This is a genomic window from Rubneribacter sp. (assembly GCF_965361815.1).
Window position 1 is genome coordinate 14,577 of sequence record NZ_CBDTNW010000152.1, and the last position, 22,110, is coordinate 36,686.

Sequence of the window (22,110 nt, forward strand, 5' to 3'; positions counted from 1 at the left end):
CCGCCAGACGCGGTCACCCCTCGTCCTGCGGCTTCGCCTTGGGCAGGACCACGCGGCTTTTCACCCAGCTGGGAAACGCCAGGAACACCCGCCCCAACCGATAGGTGCGCGAGCCTTCCATCTCGTCGTACACGTCCTTCACGGCGCGATGGAGGTGCAGCACGCGCAGGTCGAAGTCAATGCGGTCGCGCGGGTCGAGCGCATCGCGGTAGCGCTCCACGTCCTCCTCGGGAATTTCGAACAGATAGCGCGCAGCCACGTGGCAGGTGTCGAACACGCGCGCGGCGTACGCGTCGCGAAACGCCTGCGGGTAGTCGCCGGCGTGCCCGTCCAGCCAGGCGCCCAGATCCTGGGCCACCCGGAACAGCCCGTCCACGTTGCGCATGCTGAACGCGGAGGTCATGGTGGAGCCCTCGCGCATGCGCCGGCGGTACAGCGGCGCGTTCTCGAACGCCGCCCGCCGGGGAAGCGGCATGAGCAGCATCATGAACAGCAGGTCCTCGTGGATGATGCCCTCCCGAAAGCGCAGCCCCGCCTCCTCCACGATCGCGCGCCTCACGGCGTACAGGCACGACGAGGGCCGAAACGCCCCCGTCCGCTCGAACTCCACGTACAGGTCGGCCCCCGGCATGACCCCCTCTATGCTCGCGCGCGACTCCTGGTCCTCGTAGCGGACGCGGCGCAGGCGGCGGTTCTCGTAGAAGGTCTCGGCGGAAAAGTAGAGCTGGTCAAGGTCGTCCGCCTCCATGCGCGAGGCTATCGTCTGCAGCGCGTCGTCGCGATAGTAGTCGTCGGAGTCCAAGAACAGCACGACCTCGCCCGACGCGCGGTCAAGCCCCGCGTTGCGCGCGGCCGACTGCCCCGCGTTGGCCGGCAGGGGCAGAAACAGGAAGCGCTCGTCGCCGCCTGCGGCGCGGCGCGCCTCATCCAGCGTCCCGTCGGTCGAGGCGTCGTCTATCACGATGGCCTCGAAGCCGGGAAACGTCTGCCGCCGCAGCGATTCGACGCATTCCGCGATGTAGCGCTCCACATTGTAGGCGGCGATGATTATCGAGAACCTCATGACCTCGCTCCGTTGCCTTCCGACGCATCCAACGAAGCCCGCGCGCCGCGCAGGGCTTGGCGCCCTATTATAGCGGACCGCCCTCCCGGACAAACGGCATGCCCAACGCAAAAGGCGCCAGCGCGAAGAGGGGGTAGGCGTAGCGGATGAGCAGCGTGGGACCCAAAAGGCAGGTGGCCAGGTACGCAAGGGGAAGCGCGAGCGCCGCAGCCAGCCGGTAACGCCGCAGATACAAGCACGACGTCGCCGACGCGATCAGCACCCAGGCGAAAAGCCCCGGGTTGAACAGCCACGAGAGAACGGGGACCGAATCCCAAGGCATGCGGTCCATGAACCGCCCCGCCGTCTCCCGCAAGGCGGCCGGCCCCGTCTGCCCGATATAGACGAACGCGTCGGCGTCGCCGTCGGAAATGGCCTCGCGGGGCACGCTTCGCCATTCGAGGTAAGGACGCCCTTGCGAGAAATCGGAATAGCGAAAGCCCAGGTACCAGAAACCGTGGCTCAGCGAGAGCCAGGCATCGGCGTACACGGCGGGGCGCAACGCGCCAACCTGCGCCCACACGGACAGGAAGCCGGCCGGGTCCTCCTCCACCCTCCTGTTGCCGCTCCCGAATTTGAGGGGGTCCGCTATGCGCTCGTCGTAGGAGCGCCATGCGGGCACGTACGACTCCGCTGCGGCGAACGTCTCCGCGCCAAGGCCCTTTCCCTCCCACACCATGGCGCGGGCGAGCTGCTGCAGGGGGACCGACAGGGCCTCGGTGCTGCCCGCCGGCGGCACGGTGGGGGCGTCCTCGTCGCACAGCGCTCCGTGAACCGGTCCGAAGTACAGCACGCCGACCGCAAGGCACGCCGCGCACAACCCGGCCGCCCTCCCGCGCGCGCCCGGGCACGCCGCCACAAGAAAAGGCCCCGCCGCAATGAAAGCGTACAGGGCGTTCTTCCTGAACGCGAACATGAGCAGCAACGCTCCGGCCAGGGCAAGCGGACCCCGCGCCCGCGCGAAGAAACGCTTCGGATCGCGCACCGCCTCGCACAAAAGGACGACGGAAAGCACCAAAACGCCGTGAAGGCGACGTCTTTGGTGGCCGTCATCGCCAAGACGGCGTGAGCGGGGAAGAGCGAGAACCACGCCAAGGCGAGCATCTGCGACCAGAAAGGCGCCCCGAACCTCCTCAGCGCCGCCACGCAGCACGCGAGGACCCCCGAGAGCAGCAGGACCTGCGCAACCGTGTACAGCGCAAGGCCCGCTTCCGCGCTGCCGAACGCGTCCCTGCCAAGCGCCACCGACGCCGACAGCCACGCGGAATGCGCGAGCGTGTGAAACGAGGTGGTCACGCCGTCTGACAACGCCCATTTCAGCTCGTAGAGCGGGTCGTAGGCGAGCACGCCGGGGAACAGGGCCGCGCACGCGGGAAGCCAGCACGCCGCGATGGTAAGCCATGCGCGCGGCCAGAGGCGATCGCGGTCGTACATACGGCGCAGCGCCCGCCCGAGCGCCGTGCGCGGATCGGCGGATCGCCGGGAGGCGCCCGATCCGGAAACGCTCGCGCACGGCCGCAGGACGCGGGAGAGCAGCGCCGCGAACGCCGCAGCGGCCAGGGCCGCCAAAACAAGCGACGCCGCCGCGCATAGCGCAGCGTCCCCCGCCCCGAGGTCGGCAAGCTCGCCGCCGCGGGCGACGAACCAGCCGAGCGCCTGCGAGACGCCGAAGGGAACGCCCAGCGCTGCGGCGAAGGCCCATTCGCGGCGGCCGGGACGGCCCAGGAGGTCCAACAGCCGCCCAAAGAACCGCGAGGCGCCGCGCGCCGCCAGCCCGCCTTGTGCCGCGCGCGCCTCCGTCATGCCGCCCCCTCTCCGAAGCCCTCCGTTTTGTCGGTGCGCCCATTATATCCAACCGCCGAACCCGAAGCGCCGCGCGCAGGGGCGCCGTCGGGCGCGCGGTTGCAGCGGGGAGCGCGTCATATGCGGCCGCAGCGGGCGCACGGTTGCAGCGGGAGCACAACCGCGACAGCCGCAGGCCGCAGGCCGCACGACCGCAGCGTCCGCCGCAACCGCGCCAGATGCGGCCCGGTGTGGTAAGATGCCCGAACGAACCGTCAGTCAAGGAGGACCCCGTGGGCAGCGATCGTGCAAAAACCCTGCTTGGCGGCCTTGGCGCCGCAATCGCGCTGACCGTATTCGCCTTCCTCTACCTCAACCTCGAAAGCATAGACGCCGACGCGGGCGCCGCGGCGTTTTTCCTCTCGTGCGCGGAGCGCCTCGCCCTGCCCCGCAACCTGGCGCTTGTCGCCGCGGGCGTCGTCCTCGGCACGGCGGCCGCAACGGCGTTTTTCGCGCACCGGACGCGCTGCCTAGCCTTTCTCTACCGCTTCCGCTGGCCGCTGGCCCTTGGAGCCATCGCCGTCGGCACGGCGCTCGGCATCTCGGGCTCGTCGCTTGGCATGTGGTACGACGGCAGCGGCTGGGACGGAACCCTCTTCGGTTCCGCACGCGCCTGCCGATCCGACGAGTACCTGGTCAACACGCCTATGGCGTTCGCCCAGTACTTCGATCCCGCAGGGCCTTGGCCCTACGTGGGCGAAACGTTCCGCGGCGCATCCACCGACATGTTCATCGTCTACGGCCAGCCGGCGGCCGACCTCGCCGTCGTGTTCCGGCCGTTTCACTGGGGCTACCTTTTGCTGGGACCGGAACGCGGGCTTGCCTTCTTCTGGTGCGCCCGCACGGTTTTGCTGTTCATGTGCACCTTCGAGACGGGCATGCTCCTTGCCCGCGGACGGCGGGCGCTCGCAGCGTGCCTGGCGCTGTTGGTGACGTTCGCGCCGTTCGTCAGCTGGTGGTTCGCCGTCAACGGCTTTGTGGAGATGATCGTGTTCTGCGAGGCCATGTTCCTCGTCGTCGTCCGGTACCTGCGCACAAGCTCGTACCGGGTCCGCCTGGCGCTGGGCGTTCCGTTCGTCATCTGCGCCGGAGGGTTCGTGCTGACGTTCTACCCCGCCCAGCAGGTTCCCATGGCCTGGCTTTTCCTGATCATGGCGGTCGTCCACGTTGCCACGCACCGGCGCGAGGCAACGCTTGGGAAGAAAGACGCCCTTATCATCGGCGGGTTTTTCCTGCTGTTCTGCCTCGGCATGGCCTACGTGCTGGGGAAGTCGTGGGACACCGTGCAGGCCGTGCTCTCCACCGCCTACCCCGGGCACCGCGTCGATTGCGGCGGCGGGGCGCTGCCCCTGCTCGCTCAGTACCCCCTTGACGTGCTGGCCCCACTGCGCTCCTTCTCCGACAGCCTGCGCATGGACGCCTACGCGTCGGTCTACGACTTCTTCCCGCTCGGCGTGCTGGCGGCGCTGTGGGTGCTTGTCAAGGAGCGCACGCGCGACGCCTGCCTGGTCGCGCTTTTGGCCTTGGCCGCCTTCCTCGGCTGGTACTGCTTTGTCGGCTTTCCCGAACCTTTGGCGAAGGCCACGCTCATGAGCTACAGCACCGGCGGGCTGTACTCCAAGGCGTTCATCGTGTTCGGCCTGGTGAACCTGCTTCTGCTGTTCCGCAGCCTGGCGCTTGCGCGCACGCGCCCCTCGCGCCGGGCGGCTGCGGCTTTGGCCCTCGTTCTGACAGGGGCGCTCATGGCGGCCTCGGCGGTGCTGTTCTCCTGGTTTTACAACGCGGCCGCACTGGCCGTGTGCGCGGCCGTCCTGGCGACCGGCATGTACCTCCTTGCGCGGCGCGCCGACGGCCGCGACGGGGCGCTTGCGGCGTACGCGCTTCTGCTTGCCCTGTTCATGGGCGTGATGGTGAACCCCGTGCAGGTGGGCGCGTCGCCTCTGCTCGACAATCGCACGCGCCTCGCCGTGGCTGCCATCGATGCCGCGGACCCCGATGCCCGCTGGGCCGTCACCGGCGAGGCAAGCTCCGCCTACGCCGACCTCGCGGCCACCGCCGGCGCCTCGGTGGTCAACACCTGCAACGTCTACCCCAACCTGGAGCTGTGGCGCCGGTTCGACCCGCAGGGAAGCTTCGACGCCACCTACAACCGTTACGCCCATATCTCCATCGTGGTCGCCGAGGGGCCCACGGCGTTCACCGAGGCCGGCTTCGACAGCTTCACGCTCTCCGTCAATCCTAACGACGTGCCGCTTCTGGAGGTCGATTACCTGCTGTCCACGCAGGATTTGGCCGCGCTCTCCACCGACAAGGTCCGCTTCCAGCAAGTGGGCGACGAGGTGGACGGGCGCGCCGTTTACCGGGTGGACGCCCTTCCCGCCTCATGAGCGCCCAGACCGGGCGCATCGCGGTGATTCGACGGGGTTCGCCGGCTTGCGCGCCGCGCCGGGGCATTCCTTGCTATACTTGCACGCTATGAACGCCAAACCAAGACAACCGCGCGCCCGCATAGCCGTCGTCACCATGGGGGTCAAGCTGGGCGACGAGAAGCGCGGCTACACGCGCTTCCGCTTCCTGTCCGAGCTGCTCGTCCGCGAGGGCTTCGAGGTGGACCTCATCACCTCGTCGTTCCAGCATTGGGAGAAGGCCCAGCGCGACTGCTCGAAGGAGTGCTACCGCAACCTCCCCTACCGCGTCGTGTTCGTGGACGAGCCCGGCTACACCAAAAACCTCGACCTGGCGCGCATCCGCAGCCACCGGGTGGCGGCCCGGAATCTGCGCGCCCACTTCGAACGCATGCGCGGCTCCTACGATTTGATCTACGCCGAGATACCGCCCAACGACGTGGCGCGCGCCTGCGCGGAGTGCGCGCGCGAGGCCAACATCCCCTTCGTTGCCGACATCAACGACCTGTGGCCCGAGGCCATGCGCATGGTGGTGGACGTCCCCGTGCTCAGCGACATCGCGTTCTACCCGTTCGCGCGCGACGCGCGCATCGTCTACCGGCTTTTGTCGGGCGCCGTGGGAACCTCCGACGAGTACGCGGCGCGCCCCGCCGCGGACCGCGACGAGCCTTACCCGCGCGAGACGGTGTACGTGGGAAACGACCTGGCCGCCTTCGACAAGGGAGCGCAAGAGCGCGCGGGCGAGGTGGAAAAACCCGACGGCGAAGTGTGGGCCGCCTACGCGGGCACCCTGGGCGCAAGCTACGACCTGGCCACCCTTGTGGAGGCCGCGGCGCTTCTGGAGGAGGACCGCTTGGCGCGGGAGGCCCGGCGCGCGGCGGAGGACCACACGTACGGACCCGCGCAGAACCGCCCGTGCCCGCCCGTGCGCGTCAAGGTGCTGGGCGACGGGCCGGACCGGGAGAAGCTGGAGGCGCTCGCCGCCAAGCTGGGCGCGCCGGTCGACTTTTTGGGGTACCAGGACTACGCCAGCATGGCGGCGCACCTATGCGCGTCCGACATCGTGGTCAACTCGCTGGTGAAGACCGCAGCCCAGAGCATCGTGACCAAGATCGGCGACTACCTGGCAAGCGGCAACCCCGTGGTCAACACCGGCTCAAGCCCGGAGTTTCGCGCGAAGGTGGCCGCGGACGGCTTCGGACTCAACGTGGAGGCCGAGAACGCGCCCGCGCTGGCGCGCGCCCTGCAGGAGCTTGCCCGCAACGCCTCGCTGCGCAAGATCATGGGCGCGCGGGGCCGCGCCGTGGCGGAGCGCGAGTTCGACCAGGCGCGATCCTACCAAGCCATCGTGAACCTGATACGCAGCCTGCTGTAGCTTTTGCGGCGGCCCTCGCCAAACGGGCCGCGACCCGTCACAATGAAGGCCCCGCCGCATCCGACGGCGCGGCGCGTGCAAAGGAGCATGGTTTTGACCGAACAAAGACGCATAGCCTTCTCGCCCCCGGACATCACCGAGGCCGAGATAGAGGAAGTGGCCGACGCCCTGCGCAGCGGGTGGATCACCACAGGCCCCAAGACCAAGCAGCTCGAAGGCGAGCTGTCCGCCTTCACGGGAGCGGCGCGCACGGCGTGCCTGTCCTCGGCCACCGCGGCCCTCGAGTGCGCGCTGCGCGCGCTCGGCATAGGCCCGGGCGACGAGGTGATCACGAGCGCCTACACCTACACCGCCTCGTGCTCCCCCATCTGCCACGTGGGCGCCACCCCGGTGCTGTGCGATACGGCCCCCGATTCCTACGAGATGGACTACGACCGCCTGCCCGACCTGGTCACCGAGCGCACGAAGGCCGTCATCCCCGTGGACCTAGCGGGACGCATGTGCGATTACGACCGGCTGTTCGCCGCCCTGGACGTCGCGCGCGGACGATGGAGGGCCGCAACCGAGCGCCAGGAGGCCCTCGGCCGCGTCGCCATCGTCGCCGACGCGGCGCACGCGCTGGGAGCGACGCGCAAGGGAAAGCGGTGCGGGGAGGTGGCCGACCTCACCGCGTTCTCGTTCCACGCCGTGAAGAACCTGACCACCGCCGAAGGAGGAGCGCTCTCCTGGCGCGCGGGCGTCTTCGACGACGAGGAGCTGTACCGAAACCTCATGCTGCAGTCGCTGCACGGCCAAACCAAAGACGCGCTCGCCAAAACGAAGGCCGGGGCCTGGGAGTACGACATCGCGTTTCCCGGATGGAAGTGCAACATGACCGACCTGCAGGCGGGCCTGGGCCTGGCGCAGCTTCGCCGCTACCCCGCCCTGCTCGCCCGCCGCAGAAAGCTCGTCGCCCGCTACGAGGGCGCCCTCGCCGGCCTGGATGCCGAGGTGCTGCGCCACTACGGCGACGCCGCGGGGGAAAGCGCCGCAGGCGCGCCGGACGTTGAGGCGCGCCGCAGCGGGGAGGGATTCTCCTCCAGCGGGCACCTCATGATGGTGCGGCTGACGGGCAGGTCGGAGGAGTTTCGCAACCTCGTGATCGAGCGCATGGCCGAGGCGGGCGTCTCCGCAAACGTGCATTACAAGCCGCTGCCCCTGCTCAGCGCCTACCGCGCGCTCGGATTCAGCATCGCCGACTTCCCGAACGCCCTCGCACGGTTCCAAAACGAGGTCACGCTGCCGCTGCACACCCTGCTTGCGGACGAGGACGTGGACCGCGTGGCCGAAACGCTCGCGCGCGCCTGCGCCGAGCTGGACGCGGAGGGCCTGCGCTGATGTACGAGCGATTCGGAAAACGCGCGTGCGATCTGGTCGTCGGCGTGGTGGCGCTGCCGTTTGTGCTGCTGGCCATCGCCATCTTGGCGCCGCTCATCCACTTCGAGGACAAAGGCCCGGTGTTCTACAACGCCCCGCGCGTGGGCCTGGGCGGGCGCGACTTCACCATGTACAAGCTGCGCTCCATGAAGGTGAACGCCCCCGATTTGGTGATGGAGGACGGCTCCACCTACAACGGGGCCGACGACCCGCGCATGACGCGCGTGGGAGCCTTCATGCGTAAGACCTCGCTTGATGAGATGCCCCAGTTCCTCAACGTGCTCAAAGGCGACATGAGCGTGGTGGGCCCCCGCCCCGACCTGCGGCGCGAAACGGAGCTTTACCAAGGCGACGAGCACCTCAAGCTCACGGTGAAGCCCGGCATCACCGGTTACGCGGCCGTGTACGGGCGCAACTCGCTTCCCTGGCACGACCGCCTGGCGCTCGACGTGGACTACGTCCGCAACGTCAGCTTCCCCTTGGACGTGAAGATATTCTTCAAAACCTTCTCCGCGGTGTTCAAGCAGGAAGGGGTGTTCGTGGAGGAAGGCGGCAAGGAGCCGCCCCCGTGACCTTGCGAGGGCGCGGTCAACGTTCGCATGACAAAGTTTGATCGCGATGCTTCTCAAAGCGCTGCGCGCAGTATACTGTTCACCCTATCTGGGAGGCGAACCGCGACGACGAAAGGAGCGACGGGCATGGGCACGCAAGCCAAGGCATCGGCGGGAGCCGTCATCAACCGCGAGGAGGCGCTGGAGAGGTTCGGCGGAAACGAGGCCCTGTTTCGCCGATTGGCTCTGAAATTCCTGGATGACGCCCACTTCGGGGAGTTGGAGGCGGCGCTTGCGCGCGCGGACGCCTCGGCCGCCCAGGCAGCCGCCCATTCGCTCAAGGGCGTGGCCGGAAACCTCTCGTTCGACGAGCTGTACGGGGCATGCTGCGCCTTGAACGACGCGCTTCGCGAGGGCGATCTGGAATCCGCGCAGGACCTCCTGCCCCGTGCCCGGCGCGCCTACCATCAGGTGTGCGAGGCGCTGCGCGAAATGGAGGCGTAGGAGCGAAACGCGGCGGGCGCTTTCCTTCGTGGTATCATGGACGGACTGCACGACGCGAAGAAGGAGCAAGGCGACATGCCCGCACGCAACCAGCTGGTTTCCGTCATCGTCCCCATTTACAACGCGGAGCCGTACCTGCGGCAGTGCCTGGACAGCATCCTGGCGCAGACCCATCCCCACCTGGAGGTCTTGTGCCTCAACGACGGCAGCACCGACGGCTCGCTTCCCATCATGCGGGAGTACGAGGCGCGCGACGGGCGCGTGCGCGTCATCGACAAGCGCAACGAAGGCTACGGCGCCACCTGCAACCGCGGGCTGCGCGAGGCGACCGGCGCCTGGGTGGCCGTCGTGGAGCCGGACGACTGGGTGGAGCCGGGCATGTACGCCGACATGCTGGCCTTCGCGGAGGGGTTCTCCGAACCGCTCGACATCGTGAAGACCCCGTACTGGCGCATCTGGATGCCCGACACGCCCCAGCAGCGCAAGCTCAACTGCAGCTACCGCAGCCGCGTGAGGCCGCCGCGCCAGCCGTTTGCCATCGGGGACGCGGCGCATCTGCTCACGCACCACCCCTCCATATGGTCGGCCCTCTACCGCAAGGGCTTTTTGGACGAGCGCGGCATCCGCTTCCGCGAGATCCCCGGCGCCGGCTGGGCGGACAATCCCTTCCTGGTGGAAACGCTGTGCCAGGCGCAGCGGATAGCGTATTTGGACACGCCCTACTACTGCTACCGCGAGGAGACGCCCGAGAAGTCCCGCTCCTTCGCCCTCGGCAGCACCCTTTTGCCCTTTGATCGCTGGCACGACATGATGGACGTCCTCGAACGCCTGGGAATGAGGGACGAGGCCATCCTGCGCGCCCACAACAGCCGCGGGTTCACCTACCTGAGCGGCGTCATCGAGGTGGTGGGCGTCGAGCGCGAGGACGTGCGGGAAGCCGCGCGGCGCATGTTCGAGCGCATGGACCGCAACCTGGTGCTGAGCGACCCCGAGATCTCCCCCGGCGCCAAGCGCCTCTACGCCGACGTGCTCGGCCTGCCCACGCCCCGCGTGAACCCCCTGCCCTATTCCTGGAGCCTGGTCAAGCAGGGGTGCTACAACCTGAGGAACATCGGCCTTGCCGCCACGTGGGCCCGGTTGGCGGCGTTTTGGGAGAAAAAGGCCGCTCGCGAGGGCCGCGCGTAACGCCCGCAGCCGCACAGGCGGCGCGTATGCGACGCCTGTGGATCGTCCCCGTCATTGGTCCAGGGCCGGCCAAGGGTTCCGAGGGCTTCGAGAGCTTAGGGGGCTTCAAAGGATTCGCGTGCATTCCGCAATCAACCTTTTTTAAAAAGATCGATATTTTCCCAAAAAATGTTCTGTATTTTCCCAAAGCACACTAAAAACGGGGTGTATGTCGTCCCTATTACAGCTCTCGCTCCCTAGGTCTTTGCAGGCGGCCGGCACTCCAACTCTCTTGCATTTTGCACTCCGAATCGCGTGCATTTTGCACTCCAAATCATGTGCAATTTGCACTTTACCGCAGATGAGAGCAAACGGCAGCCCTTCGCCTGCGAACCTCACGCCCCTTGGATGATCCAGTTCTCGTCGATGGTGCGTCGCTCGGGATCGAAGCTTACGCCCACTTTCACCACGCGCTTGCCGTTCGACTCCCAGGGCACGCAGTAGCCTTTGGAGTCGATCTGGGCAAGCGCCTCCTCGGCGGTGCCGCCATACTTGAGTTCCATCACGTAAACGGCACTTGCGCTCTCCACCACCAGGTCCACCCGGCCGGCCGAGGTGCGCACCTCGGAGCGGATGCGTGCCCCCACCAGGCTGAACGCCAGGAAGAGCACCGTCTGAAAGTCCTTCTCGCACTTGGGGGCCATGTCGTAGGGGATCGCGGCCAAGAAGGAACGCAGGCAGCGCAAGGCGGCGTCCATATCGTCGTCGCGGTAAACCGCCCTGACGAAGCCGGCAAGGAAGCCCGTCCGTTCAACGGACCCGGTGGGGGCGTAGGCGGGCAGCAAGGCGCCGTAGAGGCCCTCGCGCACCTCCTCGTTGGGGATGCCAAGCGTGTAAACGTCGGCCAGGGGGTCGTAGCCCTTGATGGTGAGGTAGCCCGCCTGATACATGAAGGGCACGAGGGTGGCCATGCCCTCGGTGGGGGCGTCGAAGTCGTAGGCGAACGCCTCCACACCCTCCAGCTCGGGGATGTCGAAGTCGCTCGATTTGAGCATGCGCACAAGCGACGAGGGCGTGCCCGACCCGAACCAATAGGAGTCCATGCGGCCGTCCTCAAACGCGTTCACCAGGCTGTAGGGGTTGTAGACATGGGGCGAACCCGCGCAGAAGCGGTAGCCGTCGTACTTGGCCTTGAGGGCGGCGCGGCACTCCTCCTCGGACACCCCCATGCGCTCGGCGAGCAGCACCACGTCGGGCGCCAGGGGACCCTCAAGCTCCTCTGAGGTGATGCCGCAAACGCCGGCAAAGGCGGGCAGCATGCTCACGTTCTTGATGTTGTTGAGCTCGCTGAACACCGACAGCTGGCTGAACTTGGTGATGCCGGTGAGGAACACGAAGCGCAGGTGCGGCTCCATGGCCTTCATGGGCGAGTAGAACTCGCGCATCACCTCGCGAAACGCCAGCAGGCGCTCCGGGTCGTGTACCACGTTGAGCAGCGGAGCGTCATACTCATCCACGAGCACGACCGCCTGCTCGCCGGTTCGCTCATGAGCGCGGACGATGAGTCCCTCGACGCGGGGGGAAACCCCCGCGTCGGCCTCATCGCGGCCCCAGACCTCCTCAAGGCGACGAAGCACCCTGTCCAGATCCTGCCTGAGCGTCTCGAGGTCGGACGCCTTCACCGTGCTCAGATCGAACCGCAGCACGGGGTGCTCGCGCCACTCGCCCTCCAGCTCCGCCGCCGCCAGGCCCTCGAACAGCTCCCGGCGGCCTTGGAAATACGCCTCCATGGTGGACACGAGCAGCGTCTTGCCGAAGCGCCTCGGGCGCGAGAGGAACACGTACTTGCCGCCCAGATGCGCCAGGTCGTAGACGTAGCGGGTCTTGTCCGCGTAGAAGAACCCGCCCTCGCGGACCTCCGAGAACACCTGCCGCCCCACCGGGTACCTCTTCGCCGCCTGCATGGCTCCTCCTGCCTGATGCCACATCGCATCGCCGCATAGCCCGAACGATTGCACGATCGCCTCACACTATACCCCACAACAGCCGGAGCGGAGGCGCGAATCGACACACCCCGCCCGAATAGGGCAGAAGCGACAAACCGATGCCGAGGCGAAGCCGGAGCCTCGTTGAGGAAACAGGCCGGATCGAAACTTCGAGCCGCCGGCTAGTCCGCAAACGGCAGCGAAAGCCCAACCCTGGCAGGCAACGCTACTCCGCAGGAACGATATCCGGCAGCGGCACCACCGACGTCGGGTCGCCCCCCGCCTCCACGGTGGCGATGACCTGCTTCCAGGTGGCCTCGTCGCGCGTCGTGAGCCACAGCTGCGTTTCCGCGTCCACATCCCCGGCGTAGGGGCCTGTGCCCGAGACGAAGCTCACCTTGTCGCCGTTGTCCACGAAGTCGGCGACGGTCGCAACCAGGTCGTCGGCCGCCCAGTTCGTGTCGGCGTTGGAAAGGAGCGTCTGGGCATGCGCGGCGGCGTTGGCCGGATCGGCGATGACCTTGCGTATGGCGGCCTCCACCAGCTGGCGGTCCTGGATCTGGCGGCAGGCGTCCTGCTCGTCGGCGTACTGCTTGCGCGAGCGGGCAAGGACAAGCGCGCTGGCCCCGTCAAGATCCTGAGAGCCGGCGGAAAGGGAGACGCTGCCGCCCGAGACGATGTCGACCAGGGACATGTCTATAGGCACGTTGGCCGTCACACCGCCCAGGTCGTTGACGAACTGCTCGAACTCAACGAACCCCATGTCAAGGTAGTACTGCGGAGACACCCCCGTCAGATCCTTGACCGCCTGCATCGTAGCCTCGATGCCCCCTTGGCGGTACACCTCGTTGAACTTCACCGTGGCCCCGTTGTAGGGCGTAGCGGTGTCGCGAGGAATGGACACGATCGCCACCTGGTAGGTGACGGGGTCCACGCGCACGAGCATCGCGGTGTCGGATCTGCCCGTGCCGTCCGCGTACTCGGCTTTCCCGATCTCGGTCGTGCCCGTGCGCGAATCGTTGCCAACTACCAGCACGTAGAACGGACCCTTCGCGTCCGAATCCTGCATCTCCTCCATCGCCTGCACATCGGTGGGTTCGGCCTCTCTCGCCTCCTGCTGGCATCCGGTCAGGGAAACGGCGAGCGCGACGCATGCGCACAGCGCGGCGGTCTTTCTCATCAACTTCATAGCGGTTCGGCTCCTTTCGAAGAATGCAGCGGAGGCGCTTCGGCCTCGACTGCGGATACGCGTTGCATGGCAGCAGGCTCGGCCGCAACGGCTACGAACCCGCGTCGATGTTCCCAGGGTCCTCTCCGGCATCCACTGCGGCCATGAGCCGCGCCCAGCCCTCGGGGTCCTCGTAGCACATCCACAGGCCGCCGGCCTCCTCGTTGATGGCTCCGTCCGACGGACCGGTGCAGCTGTACATGATCATGCCGCCCGACCCACCGGCGAACCCGAGAGCCAAAGACACGATGTCGGCCGTCCGCAAGTCCGTGCCCACGTACCCCGCAAGGTCCAAAACCGTGCCCGGCAGCTCGGTGACAGGCTTGGCCAGCACCGCCTCCACGATGGCCGCCGCCAGCGACCGCACATTGTTCTGCCTGTGCGCATCCTGATCGGTTTGGTACTCGTGTCGGGCGCGGGCGAATATCTGCGCCTGCTGCCCTGTGAGCGTCTGGGTGCCCGGCTCCACGGTGACGGTCTCCCCCGTGAGCGCATCCTGGTAGGACAGCTCCACGTCCACATCCACCGTCACACCGCCCAGCGCGTCCACAATCTGCTGAAGCTCCGAAAAATGGACCTCGGCATAATGGGATATGGGAACGCCGGTCAACTCGGAGACGGCGCGGATGGAGTGCTCGGCGCCACCGATGTTGTACGCCTCGTTGATCTTCACCAGGCTCCCGTCCTCCAGTCGCAACGGCGTGTCGCGGGGAACGGACACCATGGTCACCTGCTTGCTCGCCGCATCCACGCGCAGCAGTATGATCACGTCCGATCGCTGGTTGTCGCCGGATTCCGCCGCCTTGTTCGACGTGCCCGACCCTTCGCGCGAGTCAGAGCCCAGGACCAGCATGTAGAACGGCTCCCCCGCCTTCGCGGGCACAAGCGCCGACTCCACCGAGGCGTCTTGGTCGCCGCCCATGGACAAGGCGCCGTCAAGGGCCGCCGAGTACCACAAGGCGTACCCCGCCCCAACGCCCGCAAGGGCAAGAACGAGGGCGAGGGCGACCGCGCCGACCCGCTTGAGCAAACGCGTCCGCTTGCGCTGCTTGACGCGCTCCGGATAAAGCTGTCGGGCGTTCGGGCGCGGCGGCGGGACGCGGCGGCGGGACGCGGCGTTAGGCGCCTGCGCGCGCACGGGCACCGCACCGCGCACATGCGCTCCGCGCCCGGATCGGGGACGCTGCCGGTTGCCGGGATTCAAACCGCTTCCTTTCGGATCAAGGGAATAAGACGCCAGCCATCATAGCACGCGCACCGCCCATACGAGAAAACCCCATCGGACGAACAGGCGGCAACCCGCAGCCGCACCGCGCATCGCGCCGCAGCCTCGGCCGAGGCCCAAACGCTCAAGCGCGGCGAACGCAGCCGCATACGAAATCGGCGATGCAGGAGGGTTCGAACTCTCCTCCGTCGAAGGCAGGAGACGCGAAGGTATCCAACTGTTCGGCCGGATACGCACGCTCTCCCGACAGAAACCCCTCCAAAGCCACAACCAACTCGCGCCCCTCCTGGAAGCATAGGTTAGGGCAGAGCGTTCCCGGGTCGGAGTTCAGGCCGGGAGAGACTCGGTACTCCTCCAAATCGGGAACGTAGAACAGCACGCGGACACCCAGCAAATACGCTTCGTACGCAACAGACGAATAGTCCGTCACCACGTAATCCGCCTCCAGCAGATCGGCGCTCACGTCCGCAGCGGCCGTGCCCCTCTCCTCAAGAGGATGAAGCGACCAGACCACCTCGGCGAGCGGCTCCAACGCGCGCCACACCTCGGAAGCGCGCAGATCGCGCAGGGGATGCGCCGAGCCGGGGTTTTTCCGAAGCGTGGGGGCGAACAGGACGCGAGGCTTACCGGAACGCCGAGCGCCGTCCGCCCGGCGCCCGGCTGCCACCTCCCGCAAGTGGAAATACTCAGGACGTGGCAACGCCCTCACCCGAGATGCCGGCACGTTGAACGCTTCGGCGAACGCTAGCCGGGCGCCCTCGCCCGAGCACAGCACCCACGAGCAGTTGCGATGGATGCGGAATATGCGCGCAGTGTCCACCGGGTGGCTCTCGGGCGTCCCAAGCGACTGATAGCCGAACTTCTTGAACGCGCCGAGCGCATGCCACATCTGCACGACCACCGGCTCGGAAGGAAACTCGTCGAACAGGGGCAAACCATGCGACCCGGCAACGCTCGCGCCCGAGGACGTGCTTTCAGACCCCGCCTCGCAACGCAGATCGAGCAGAGACACAATAGGATCGTACCGGTCAAGCACGCACGCGCGGCAACGCGCCAAGTGGTAGACCTCGCGAACGGCGAACGCCAGATAAGAAGCGAACGAACGCGCCGAGAGCTTCTTGGTCATGAACACGGGCGACAACCCGCGTTCGGCCAGGTGCTCCCCCACAACCACGAAATCCCGGGAGGGCTCGTTCGCCTGACGCGAGAAGAGCAGCACCTCGTCACGGCGAGGAATCAGGCAAAATACCCGGTACAGCCCGCCCAAAACCGCGCGGGCGCATGCGACCGCCGCCTTGGTGGCCGCCCCCTTCCCCGTGTACACGCCGACTGCGCACATCTTCTCACAACCCTCTGCCCGCAGGACCCATGCCGACAACCCTCACGCCTCTTGGACGATCCAGCCCTCGGCAACCGTGCGCTGCTCGGGGTCGAAGCTCGCGCCCACCTTCACCACGCGCCTGCCGTCCGCCTCCCAGGGCACGCAGTAGCCCTTGGAGTCGATCTGGGCGAGCGCCTCCTCGGCCGTGCCGCCGTATTTGAGCTCCATCACGTAGACGGCGCTTGCGCTTTCCGCCACCAGGTCCACCCGCCCGACCGAGGTGCGCACCTCCGAGGACACGCGTATGCCAGCCACCTTGAACGCCAGGAAGAGCACCGTCTGGAAATCCTTCTCGCACTTGGGGGCCATGTCGTAGGGGATCGCAGCCAGGAAGGAGCGCAAGCGGCGCAGGGCGGCGTCTATGTCGTCGGAACGCACGGCGCGGGCAAAGCCAACCGCGAAAGCGTCGCGCTCCAGGTCGGGCGCCGGCGCGTAGGCGGGCAGCAGGGCTTGATAGAGACCCTCGCGAACCTCCTCGTTGGGGATGCCCAGCGTGTAGGTGTCAAAGTCGGCGTCGTAGCTTTTAATGGTGAGGTAGCCAGCCTGGTACATGAAGGGCACGAGAGAGGTCGCACCCTCAGTGGGAGCATCGAAAGTAGCCGCAAGCGCCTCCACACCTTCCAGCTCAGGGATATTGAAGTCACTCGCCTTGAGCATGCGCACAAGCGAGGAGGGCGTGCCCGAGGAGAACCAATAGGGGCCTATGCGTCCATTTTGCAAAGCGTTGACCAGGCTGTAGGGGTTGTAGATATCCGGCGACCCATCGCAGAAACGGTAACCGTCGTATTTAGCCTTGAGGGCAGCTTGACACTCCTCCTCGGACACGCCCATGCGCTCGGCGAGCAGAGCCACATCGGGCGCCAGGGGACCCTCAAGCTCCTCGACAGTGATACCGCAAACGCCAGCGAAGGCAGGCAGCATACTTACGTTTTGCAAGTTGTTGAGCTCGCTGAACACCGAAAGCTGGCTGAACTTGGTGATGCCGGTGAGGAACACGAAGCGCAGGTGCGGCTCCATAGCCTTCAGGGGCGAGTAGAACTCGCGCATCACCTCGCGGAATGCCGACAAGCGCTTCGGATCGTGTACGACGTTGAGCAGCGGGGCATCGTATTCGTCTATAAGCACAACCGCCTGCTCGCCAGTCTGTTCGTGAGCGCGGGTGATGAGCCCTTCTATGCGCGGAGAAAGCCCTTCGTCGGCTTCGTCGCGCCCCCACGTCTCTTCGAGACGGCGGAGCACCCTGTCCAAATTCTGTTCAAGCGTTTCAAGGTTGGACGCCTTCACCGTGCTTAAATCGAAGCGCAGCACGGGGTGCTCCCGCCATTCAGTTTCCAACCCTTCTATCGCCAAATCCTCGAACAACTCCCGACGGCCCTGGAAGTACGCCTCCATGGTGGACACGAGCAGGGTCTTGCCAAAACGCCTCGGACGGGAAAGAAACACGTACCTGCCGCCCAGGTGCGTCAGGTCGTAGACGTAGCGGGTCTTATCCACATACATCAGGTTGCGCTTCCGGATGTCCTCGAACACCTGCACGCCCACCGGGTATTTTCTCGTCACCTGCACGGCTCCTCCCACTGACGTCGATCAGCATCACCGCATAGCCAAACCGCCCGCATGATCACCTGACACTATACCCCACAACGCCCGCAAAGAAGCCGCGAACCAGCGCTTCTGAATAAAAGACGCTTGGAAGGAAGAGTCCTCGCAGCCGACTCCTCGTCGATATGCCCGGCAAACCTCCGCAGCAGAAATCCAGCAATCCCCCTTCCAAACCCATTCGGATCCGGCAAAACCACACGCAGCACCGATGCGCGTCTTTCTGCGACCGCAGATTACCGAATCGCAAAGTCGATAATCTCAATCCGCGCAATACTGGCAACTATCCGTTGCCAGAGAAGAGCCTCCTAACGCATTGGCCGAACCAATGCGGAACGGGGCGGGCGGCATCAACACTACAACTTTTATCGACAATGGCAAAACGATCCTTCCGGCAATCGGAAACGATCGTTTTTTGCAAGAGAGCAAGTTTCTCCTTCGGAGTATTGAGCTGATGCAGCTGCCTTGATAATTCGCTCAACCCTTCTCCATTAGTTGTTTTCCTAAAATCAAAACTCTCAAAAGACTCATCGGGGCATGTTTCGTAACGGGCTGAATCGCACTCGGAAAACGCATGGACGCACCTGCCATCCCATATGACATTTTCTTTAATCATTTTTGCCGGATTTCCTCCCCAACTCGTATTGGAGGGAATGCGCTTCCCGGCAACAATCGACCCCGCTCCGACAATGCTTCCAGAACCGATCTGGCTACCTTTAAGAATGATTGAAGACTGCCCGATCCATACATGGTCGCCAATCATAACATCCTTGCTTTGATTTATCCTTCCTTTCGAATCGGCATCATAGACAAGATGCGGATCAGCCGTTCGCATCCAAATGCCAAACGACAGCAACCCCCCTTTGCCAATCACGATGTTGCATCGTTCCGACGGAATCGCGTGCAGAACGCCGTTGATATAGCATCCCTCGCCTATAGCGAACACGCTTGAGCTGTATATAGCCACATCAAGCTTATACGCATGACGACTGCCCGAGAGGCAAATAAGCGAATCGGAACCGTTGAAAAGCAGCTTTGAATCTCTAAGAACGACCCCCTTCTCGCAAAAAAAGATGTTGCCCGTTCCTTTAAAAGATATTCTTGAGTTGATCAGCTCCGGCAATTCCCCGATAAAACGATTGTCCTTCAAATCACGCAACAGACTGCCCTCAGCAACGGTCTCCACGGTCAATTCCTTTCTTTTTCGAGTCCGGCATACCAACGGTTTCAATGTTGAATAAGCCTTGTGCGACGTTTGCTTTCATTACAGCTTCACCTCGGGCCATATGACCACCCGCAAGCCTCAATGAGATCGCCCAGAGCTTCGCAAGGAGAGTAGATGGCACAAGGCAAAAGTCGGACGCAACCGCATTCAGAGTCAAGGAAATAAAGGGCCAGATAAAACAGAAGAAGCAAAAGAAGGAACGTCGAACTAAAAAAGAAAGCAACTAATTCATATATTAAACCAACACTGTCTATGCAATGCATCCGACCTCGTCACATAAAACGCCCTCATGGCGGCACGGCCATCCCAAACTCACATTATCAGCATATGAAACCAATCACTTAGCCTCCTTGCCTGCTTACAGATTTGACCGATTTTTTATTGGGAAGATAACGTTAATTTCTTTACTTCTTTATAGAGACGATCCGCGTTCATTCCGTCAGAGTGAAGAAAAAATCCCTCTTTCCTTTTGACGTACTTTGGATCATCCCGACCAGCTAAGTCCAAGGCGATAAGGCGTCGCAATTCCACAATGGCCTCTGCGGCAGATGTGCAGTGTGGCCCAAATCCGTTATCAAAAGGCAAGTCGAGTTCTGAGTACTGATTAACGCCCGCATCGAATTCCTGTTGATCGGGAACGTAATACAGAATTTTTGACCCTGAGTAAACAAAGTCGTACACATAAGAAGAGAAGTCAGTCACCATAATTGCATAGTCTGATTCCTCAATGTCTCCATGCACTATGTTAACTTCAGGGTAACAGAAATCTAATAAATTTTCATAGCATTCAAAATTTGGATGCATCTTAATATCGAGGGAATAGCCGCTTTCCTCCAACACTCCTTCATCATGCAGTCCATTCACAAAATCCTTCAGACCGATATAGAATGACGATGAAGCAAATGACCCAGTCAAAGCTTCTCTTTTGGATGCTTTACCCGATACGAGATACCCTCGCCATGATGGCGCATACAACACCTTATGCTTGGTTTTTCGCACCGGGGATTTAAGCAGCTTGTCCAGCCGGGGCGCACCGGAGGGAATCAGGGCAGAGAGGGGGAACAAGTAGTTTTTTGTAAGATTGTCGATTTCGAATTGGGTAGAAACCACTTCTTTGTCAAACAAAATGCGATCATACGAGCAATACCAAGGCATATGGGCGTGAAGTATGCCGTGCTGAAGATAAATATAATGACGACACTTAACTAAATCGCCGAGGTTGTCGAAAGTAGTTTGGCTTACTGGCCGAAAAGTAAAACTCTCTAGATAAGATGCAAGTACAACCTCGGCATTCAAAGCGCAATATACATGTTTGTTTGATTCGCAACGAAGCACTCTTCCGGACAGTATCGGGTATTTGCTGATTAATTCTGTTTCGTAGTTGCTTACATAATAGCGATCTACGCCATCATTCTCCTTCAGATCGTGCAGAATTTGAAGAAGGGCGTTGCCCTCTGCGGGAGAAGAGGGTAGATCTGAGTAGACCCAAATTCTTCGATTGCGATGACAGGCCGCAAATAAACGCAGGGCAACTCTCTTTTCAAATTGGCGTCTATCCCGACGCCAAAAGTCGCACAAGACAGCACGTTTTTCTCTTTTTCGTAAAATGCTCGCAATGACTTTTGCGCCTTTTACCTCAATTTTGTAGTTATCGAACAGAATAGTATTTTCTATTCTGCATCCATTGTGACGTTTTGGAGAAAGTTCAATAAGGGGGAAGAATACCTGACGAGTTCCTAGGTCTATCGAAAAGGAAAACGTGGATGACGACCTTTGATCGTCAAGGTCTAACAAAGTTTCATATGTGTAGGATTGCGCTGTCTTATGACGAGCCAAAACATAATCAAAAGAAGATTCAGAAACCGGTATACAGCGTACGGCCGTCTCACTTGAAATTACGAGTTTCGGCTCAACGTCAAAAATGAAAACAGGGCAGACGATTCTTCCACGCAACTCTACAGTTCCGTTGTCGCAGTAGCAGCGAGAAATGATAATTTTGGGAGGGGTCGCTTTCCAAAATGTCCCATCTTTTAAGGCAAGAGAAGCTCCGTTGATGGAATATACTGGCAATATTCCCTTCTCCGCTCGCTTCAAACGAGAGAGAAAATACCCTTTATGGTACTCATTTAGATACGGAGAGCTACATATCTCCAATGACGGAATGCGCTCTAGCATGCGGTCGAGTTGCTTTTCCTCCTGAATTCTTTTATCGCCACGGTAGTGTATCGGGAAAAGGCAATTTCCCCTTATGCGCCAATCGAGATTGTATAGCAGCATCTGATATGCATAACTTGCCATTCTCGAATTTTGCTCCGCCAAAGATAGTAGCGAGGAAAAAAGACGCAGCATGTCACAATAGGCGTATAGAGGGTTGTTGCCGATCTTTGAAGTATTCGATCCATCTTTCACGTAAACATACGTGGCCTCTTTGCAGAATCCTATCTTTGCTTTTTTTGCAAGCAGTGTCGTGATAAAAAGCTGATCTTCTCCCATTTTAAGGGATTGATCAAACAACACATTGCCTTGTTGGTTATTCTTGATGCAGATGTTCATTGTGGTCTGGGCCACGTAAGGGCAAAAAGCAAGATCATACACTCCGCTTCTTTTTAACCAACGATTCCTCCCATGTCCATGCTGCGTCCCTGTCAGTGAGTCAAAATAGCTAATGTCATAGGCCACCACATCGATTTCTGATTGGTAAGAATCGAAAAAATCAATCAAGGCTTTCAGGGAGCCATTTTCTAAATAATCATCGGCATCTAGGAACAATATGTATTTACCGGTAGCATACCGCAATGCGGTATTTCGGGCTGCCGATACCCCCTGGTTACTTTGATTCAATACCTTTACGAAAGAATAGCGCATTTCGAGGGAGCGACATATTGTCAAACTGTCATCCGTCGATCCGTCGTTCACCAAAACAACCTCGATGCGCGAAACATCTTCCATCTGACAAGCAACAGATTCGACGCATCTTTCTAGGGAATCGCTTTTGTTGTACACGGGAACCACGACGCTAGCTAACGGTTGGCGATCCATTTCCACCCTCTCCAAGGCACCCTCTTCGTTCAATGGCGTGAAAGGTTTTCCTCTCGCTCGGCATTTGCG

The 22,110-nt window shown here is 62.7% G+C and carries 15 protein-coding genes; 6 read left to right on the forward strand and 9 right to left on the reverse strand.

Features of this window, described 5'->3' with window-relative positions:
- Window positions 1-13: 13 nt before the first annotated feature.
- Complete coding sequence (locus ACWKY3_RS11175; protein ID WP_449316482.1) at window positions 14-1,063, reverse strand: glycosyltransferase family 2 protein; 1,050 nt, start codon at window positions 1,061-1,063, stop codon at window positions 14-16.
- 67 nt (window positions 1,064-1,130) lie between these two features.
- Window positions 1,131-2,117 (reverse strand): DUF6020 family protein, encoded by a 987-nt coding sequence (locus ACWKY3_RS11180; RefSeq protein ID WP_449316483.1) that lies wholly within the window; start codon window positions 2,115-2,117, stop codon window positions 1,131-1,133.
- 1,060 nt (window positions 2,118-3,177) lie between these two features.
- Here ACWKY3_RS11180 and ACWKY3_RS11185 point away from each other — a divergent pair.
- From ACWKY3_RS11185 to ACWKY3_RS11210, 6 genes are all read left to right on the forward strand, one after another.
- A complete protein-coding gene (locus ACWKY3_RS11185; RefSeq protein ID WP_449316484.1) occupies window positions 3,178-5,331 on the forward strand; it encodes a DUF7657 domain-containing protein in 2,154 nt (717 codons plus the stop codon).
- Window positions 5,332-5,419: 88 nt separating this feature from the next.
- Entirely contained in the window at window positions 5,420-6,724 is a 1,305-nt protein-coding gene (locus tag ACWKY3_RS11190; protein WP_449316485.1) for a glycosyltransferase family 4 protein, read from the forward strand.
- Between the two features lie 87 nt (window positions 6,725-6,811).
- Window positions 6,812-8,101 (forward strand): DegT/DnrJ/EryC1/StrS family aminotransferase, encoded by a 1,290-nt coding sequence (locus ACWKY3_RS11195; protein WP_449316486.1) that lies wholly within the window; start codon window positions 6,812-6,814, stop codon window positions 8,099-8,101.
- Window positions 8,101-8,712 (forward strand): sugar transferase, encoded by a 612-nt coding sequence (locus ACWKY3_RS11200; protein WP_449316487.1) that lies wholly within the window; start codon window positions 8,101-8,103, stop codon window positions 8,710-8,712. The genes ACWKY3_RS11195 and ACWKY3_RS11200 overlap by 1 nt, the downstream gene beginning before the upstream one ends.
- Before the next feature lie 126 nt (window positions 8,713-8,838).
- Window positions 8,839-9,195, forward strand: coding sequence for an Hpt domain-containing protein (locus ACWKY3_RS11205; RefSeq protein WP_449316488.1), 357 nt, complete (start codon window positions 8,839-8,841; stop codon window positions 9,193-9,195).
- A 75-nt stretch (window positions 9,196-9,270) separates the two neighbouring features.
- Window positions 9,271-10,380 carry a glycosyltransferase family 2 protein gene (locus ACWKY3_RS11210; RefSeq protein ID WP_449316489.1) on the forward strand — a complete coding sequence of 370 codons (1,110 nt, stop codon included), beginning with the start codon at window positions 9,271-9,273 and terminating at the stop codon, window positions 10,378-10,380.
- 374 nt (window positions 10,381-10,754) lie between these two features.
- On the opposite strand, the gene ACWKY3_RS11215 is transcribed toward ACWKY3_RS11210, so the two are convergent.
- The 7 genes from ACWKY3_RS11215 to ACWKY3_RS11245 all read right to left on the reverse strand — a co-directional run bounded on the left by ACWKY3_RS11215 (window position 10,755) and on the right by ACWKY3_RS11245 (window position 22,041).
- Window positions 10,755-12,323: an AAA family ATPase gene (locus ACWKY3_RS11215; RefSeq protein WP_449316490.1), complete on the reverse strand. Its 1,569-nt coding sequence runs from the start codon at window positions 12,321-12,323 to the stop codon at window positions 10,755-10,757.
- Window positions 12,324-12,570: 247 nt separating this feature from the next.
- Complete coding sequence (locus ACWKY3_RS11220; RefSeq protein ID WP_449316491.1) at window positions 12,571-13,533, reverse strand: LCP family protein; 963 nt, start codon at window positions 13,531-13,533, stop codon at window positions 12,571-12,573.
- Between the two features lie 91 nt (window positions 13,534-13,624).
- Entirely contained in the window at window positions 13,625-14,602 is a 978-nt protein-coding gene (locus ACWKY3_RS11225; RefSeq protein WP_449316492.1) for an LCP family protein, read from the reverse strand.
- Window positions 14,603-14,921: 319 nt separating this feature from the next.
- Entirely contained in the window at window positions 14,922-16,136 is a 1,215-nt protein-coding gene (locus ACWKY3_RS11230) for a CDP-glycerol glycerophosphotransferase family protein (RefSeq protein ID WP_449316493.1), read from the reverse strand.
- 42 nt (window positions 16,137-16,178) lie between these two features.
- On the reverse strand, window positions 16,179-17,738 hold the full coding sequence (locus ACWKY3_RS11235; protein ID WP_449316494.1) for an AAA family ATPase: 1,560 nt from the start codon (window positions 17,736-17,738) through the stop codon (window positions 16,179-16,181).
- A 322-nt stretch (window positions 17,739-18,060) separates the two neighbouring features.
- Window positions 18,061-18,963, reverse strand: a complete 903-nt coding sequence (locus ACWKY3_RS11240) for an acyltransferase (protein ID WP_449316495.1) — start codon at window positions 18,961-18,963, stop codon at window positions 18,061-18,063.
- A gap of 417 nt (window positions 18,964-19,380) precedes the next feature.
- The gene (locus ACWKY3_RS11245) at window positions 19,381-22,041 is read right to left on the reverse strand and encodes a bifunctional glycosyltransferase/CDP-glycerol:glycerophosphate glycerophosphotransferase (RefSeq protein ID WP_449316496.1); all 2,661 of its coding nucleotides are present in this window, start codon (window positions 22,039-22,041) and stop codon (window positions 19,381-19,383) included.
- Between the last annotated feature and the right edge of the window lie 69 nt (window positions 22,042-22,110).

What these genes read in the sequence shown, in the direction of transcription:
- ACWKY3_RS11175 (WP_449316482.1), bottom strand. Translation starts at nt 1,063, where the DNA reads ATGAGGTTCTCGATAATCATCGCCGCCTACAATGTGGAGCGCTACATC.
- ACWKY3_RS11190 (WP_449316485.1), top strand. Translation starts at nt 5,420, where the DNA reads ATGAACGCCAAACCAAGACAACCGCGCGCCCGCATAGCCGTCGTCACC.
- ACWKY3_RS11195 (WP_449316486.1), top strand. Translation starts at nt 6,812, where the DNA reads ATGGTTTTGACCGAACAAAGACGCATAGCCTTCTCGCCCCCGGACATC.
- ACWKY3_RS11200 (WP_449316487.1), top strand. Translation starts at nt 8,101, where the DNA reads ATGTACGAGCGATTCGGAAAACGCGCGTGCGATCTGGTCGTCGGCGTG.
- ACWKY3_RS11205 (WP_449316488.1), top strand. Translation starts at nt 8,839, where the DNA reads ATGGGCACGCAAGCCAAGGCATCGGCGGGAGCCGTCATCAACCGCGAG.
- ACWKY3_RS11210 (WP_449316489.1), top strand. Translation starts at nt 9,271, where the DNA reads ATGCCCGCACGCAACCAGCTGGTTTCCGTCATCGTCCCCATTTACAAC.
- ACWKY3_RS11215 (WP_449316490.1), bottom strand. Translation starts at nt 12,323, where the DNA reads ATGCAGGCGGCGAAGAGGTACCCGGTGGGGCGGCAGGTGTTCTCGGAG.
- ACWKY3_RS11220 (WP_449316491.1), bottom strand. Translation starts at nt 13,533, where the DNA reads ATGAAGTTGATGAGAAAGACCGCCGCGCTGTGCGCATGCGTCGCGCTC.
- ACWKY3_RS11230 (WP_449316493.1), bottom strand. Translation starts at nt 16,136, where the DNA reads ATGTGCGCAGTCGGCGTGTACACGGGGAAGGGGGCGGCCACCAAGGCG.
- ACWKY3_RS11245 (WP_449316496.1), bottom strand. Translation starts at nt 22,041, where the DNA reads ATGGATCGCCAACCGTTAGCTAGCGTCGTGGTTCCCGTGTACAACAAA.